We start from the raw sequence: 3,224 nt of genomic DNA, 5'->3' as shown, positions 1-3,224 counted from the left end.
GGACTGACCATGCTTCACCGTGCGCTCCTCCCATCGATGAGTCGAATTTCCGGCCTGGGTATCGTCGCGGTGGAAAATATTCCAGCCAGTACGATCACGTGGGCGAGTTGTACGACGTGCCAGGTTTATTCGCAGCAACAGCTCGACCGGTTTCCGAGCTCAGTAAATGCGTGGTTAGAAGAATTCGGTTACTAGAGTTCAGCTGATGGAATCAACGTTCCGTGCAGGCAAGGCAACGGGACCGAGCTGCATTGACAGAATCGTGGCAGCCGCAGCAAGCTTTTGCATACCCAGCGCAGATGTCCCGGAAACCAATAGCCGCGTGGGGAAACGGGCCTCGTCAAAGTCGCAGAGGAGCGCTGCGTCGCCTGTGACATTCGCGTGTCGCACCATCATCGCCAGGGTCATGACACCCGATTTGTCGTCTTTCATATGGGGCCCATCTCCGATGTGTCCGGCGCACCCCTCACGATGCCTCAGTCGCCCAGATCGCCATCCAAACAATTACCTATTCGAAACGCCTCACCGAAGGCCTGACTTATACCTCCCATTTCGATCTACCCGGAGACGTCAGGTCCGGGGCATTCTAGGGACCATGTCTTCCGTGACCGATGCCGCTCGCCGTGGCGGTCCTTTCACATGGCGTCCGACATTCTCCCCCTCGTTCCTGTCCGCGGCCCGCCCCATGTCGGGCCCACCATGGCAAGGAGGCGCGAACATGGACTGCTTCACCGGCTCAACTGCCCTCGACCTCACGGTCTCGCATCCGCATGAGGCATCACAGGCCGTCTACGAGGCCGCGCGCCTGGCCAGGTCCAACGGCCTTGATGACGATGATGCCGAAGCGGTAACGGCCGTTGTTCGGCTCTGGTCAGCGCGCTTCGCGGCAACCCCGGGCGGACGCCTCCATCTGCGCGTGCTCAGCGGCGAAGGGCGGGGTGTGGAAGTGGTCGCTTCCCATCCTGAGACCGTCGACCTGAGTCCTCCGCCTTCCCTACCATCCTCGGCCCGCAGTGATCAGTGGAATGGCCCGCAAGGCACGGTAGCGATGGTGCGCGTAGGTCCTTCAGGACCCGCCGTCGATGCGATGTTCGGCGTGGCGCAGCATGTCTTTCGGGACGGGCAATTTTGCGGCGACGCGTGGGCTCTGGTCGTAGGCCCCTCCACTGTCACCGCACTGGTCCTTGACGGACTCGGTCATGGACCGATCGCTTCCATCGCCTCGACCACCGGGGTCGAGGCATTCTTGACTGATCCAGAGCGACCGATCGCTGCCAAGGCGCAGGCCGTCCACGCCGCCATGGCATGGACCTGCGGCGGTGTGGGCGCCATGGGGACATTCAACGCCCTCGACGACCAACTCAGCTTCATCGGAGTGGGCGATATAAGCGGACGCCTGATTTCACCCGATGGCACCGTGCGGGGCCTGGCTTCGCACCCTGGACTCCTGGGGGTGCGTCAGCCACCGCTTCGCGTGCTTACCTACCAAGCCGGCGGGCATCTGCTGGTGCTGCACAGCGATGGTGTGCGAGACCGATGGCGACTCCAGGGCTATCCCGGACTCCAGTACCGGCACCCGACACTCATCGCAGCGCTCCTTCATAGGGATTTCTGCCGTGACACGGACGATGGAACCATCCTGGTAGTGGATCTGAGCGCTTTCCACTGACCCGTTGTGCCTGATCCTACATCGCCACATGCGCGCCGTGGCGTGACAATGTAAAAGGCAGACCCATGGGTCGTCACCAGTCAATGCTGACCTTCGTCAGGGTGGTGGAAACGCGTTCCTTTTCTGCGGCAGCGCGTGTGCTCAATGTCGGTCAGCCTGCTGTCTCCAAGGGACCGCGCAACTCGAATTCCGATTGAACGTTGGACTTGTGGCCGATCGACCCACAGCCTCCGCCCAACGGACGCTCGGCAACGTTTTCTGTTGCGGATGCGGGCGGTTCACGCCTGCGGCTTGTCGAGCAGGAATAGTAAGCTCGAGCGGCCACAGCGGAAAGAAGTCCGGCGTCATCAACCCCATCCCGTCGAGGGGCAGCGATTCGAGCAACGTGCGCGCCTCGTCGACCGATCTGTCGGCGAGCCAAAGACACGGCCCAATTCGTCCATCGGGAAATCACCGGCTGATTTTGCCAGTGAGATGAAGGCACGTCGCCTCGGCAAGTTCCTTGGGCATCGTGGTCTTTTTTTACCATCGGGTCGGGCGCGACAGGACTTCGCCCGATCGCAAGGCTGCGGGTGATCAGCATAGCGGGCGCTGGGAGGCGGAGTTATTCAAAGCGAAGCCTTTGGCGGTAGGGGTCTCTGCACGCTACGCCCTACTCCGTTCTCGCTTGCAGCCCTCATGACGTTTTCCTGAAACCGCTACGGATGCGACGGGCCACCGAGACCGCCACGCGCAACCAGCAACGCCATCTGAAGGCTGTTTTCAAGAATGCGCGAGGATTCAGTTTCGTCCGGATTGGCACGCGCCAGTTGCATGCCGCCAACCATCAGGCTGTAGATGGACATTGCGCGCTGGCGGCTCTCCGTTCTGGACAGCTCTGGCCACTGGCTGGCCATCAGCCGCAAGAACGTGTCGACACCTTCGGCAAACGCCTTGCGAACGACCTCGGATTGGCGTGCCACGTCGGAGGCGAGCGCGGATGATGGGCAGCCTGCACCCGGATTGTCCCGGTGACCCAAAGTGAAGTAGTTGCGGATGACGGCTTCGACCCCGCCGCCGCTGTCGATAGCGGCTTGTAACAGCGCGGTGCGGCTGGCTAGCGAAACCGTTATCGCCTCCTTGGCGAGGTCATCTTTGGACTCAAAATGGTTGTAAAACGCGCCATTAGTGAGTCCTGCATCGGCGAGTAGGGACTTTAGTCCCGACGCGCTGAAGCCCTGCTCACGAAAACGCTGCGCGGCCGTCTGCAAGATTTTCCTGCGGGTCTGTTCCTTTCGATCTTTTTCATAACGCATGACTTTGTCTCCAGCGCCGCCCAAAGGCGACGCACTGTTTAGCGTGCCGCAACTCGTCGCGTGTCATCGACAACGGGCGCATTCCAACCGCCACCGAGGGCGCGGAAGGCCGCCACAGCAGAGCGTGCGTCTTCGGTGTGGACCTGAGCCAGCAAGTCGCGAGCTGCAAGCAACTGACGGTCTTCGTCGAGGACCTCAATCAGGCTCACTGCGCCGCCGGTGTATGCATCCTGCGCAGCGTCACGGGCCTTAACGTGGGA

5 protein-coding genes and 1 pseudogene are annotated in these 3,224 nt (G+C 61.4%); 3 read left to right on the top strand and 3 right to left on the bottom strand.

Annotation, left to right across the window (positions count from 1 at the left end):
* A partial coding sequence (locus tag AC1DT2_RS19000; protein ID WP_477298027.1) for a hypothetical protein occupies positions 1–195 on the top strand: 195 nt, incomplete at its 5' end.
* 3 nt (positions 196–198) lie between these two features.
* On the opposite strand, the gene AC1DT2_RS18995 is transcribed toward AC1DT2_RS19000, so the two are convergent.
* On the bottom strand, positions 199–432 hold the full coding sequence (locus AC1DT2_RS18995; RefSeq protein ID WP_477298025.1) for a hypothetical protein: 234 nt from the start codon (positions 430–432) through the stop codon (positions 199–201).
* A gap of 286 nt (positions 433–718) precedes the next feature.
* Here AC1DT2_RS18995 and AC1DT2_RS18990 point away from each other — a divergent pair, with 286 nt between their 5' ends.
* Both AC1DT2_RS18990 and AC1DT2_RS18985 read left to right on the top strand, forming a co-directional pair.
* On the top strand, positions 719–1,669 hold the full coding sequence (locus AC1DT2_RS18990) for a PP2C family serine/threonine-protein phosphatase (protein ID WP_477298023.1): 951 nt from the start codon (positions 719–721) through the stop codon (positions 1,667–1,669).
* Positions 1,670–1,734: 65 nt separating this feature from the next.
* On the top strand, positions 1,735–1,866 hold the full coding sequence (locus tag AC1DT2_RS18985; protein WP_477298022.1) for a LysR family transcriptional regulator: 132 nt from the start codon (positions 1,735–1,737) through the stop codon (positions 1,864–1,866).
* Between the two features lie 501 nt (positions 1,867–2,367).
* Here the strand turns inward: AC1DT2_RS18985 and AC1DT2_RS18980 are convergent.
* Positions 2,368–2,964, bottom strand: coding sequence for a TetR/AcrR family transcriptional regulator (locus AC1DT2_RS18980; protein WP_477298021.1), 597 nt, complete (start codon positions 2,962–2,964; stop codon positions 2,368–2,370).
* A 38-nt stretch (positions 2,965–3,002) separates the two neighbouring features.
* Positions 3,003–3,224, bottom strand: a pseudogene (locus AC1DT2_RS18975) (TolC family protein); the annotation flags it as partial.

The sequence above is a fragment of the Luteibacter sp. P4_E6 genome (assembly GCF_056401535.1).
Note: the sequence above shows the minus strand (reverse complement) of the source record. Positions and strands in the feature narration are given on the sequence as shown.

Coding starts and splice junctions, on each gene's coding strand:
- AC1DT2_RS18995 (WP_477298025.1), bottom strand. CDS start 432: ATGAAAGACGACAAATCGGGTGTCATGACCCTGGCGATGATGGTGCGA.
- AC1DT2_RS18990 (WP_477298023.1), top strand. CDS start 719: ATGGACTGCTTCACCGGCTCAACTGCCCTCGACCTCACGGTCTCGCAT.
- AC1DT2_RS18985 (WP_477298022.1), top strand. CDS start 1,735: ATGGGTCGTCACCAGTCAATGCTGACCTTCGTCAGGGTGGTGGAAACG.
- AC1DT2_RS18980 (WP_477298021.1), bottom strand. CDS start 2,964: ATGCGTTATGAAAAAGATCGAAAGGAACAGACCCGCAGGAAAATCTTG.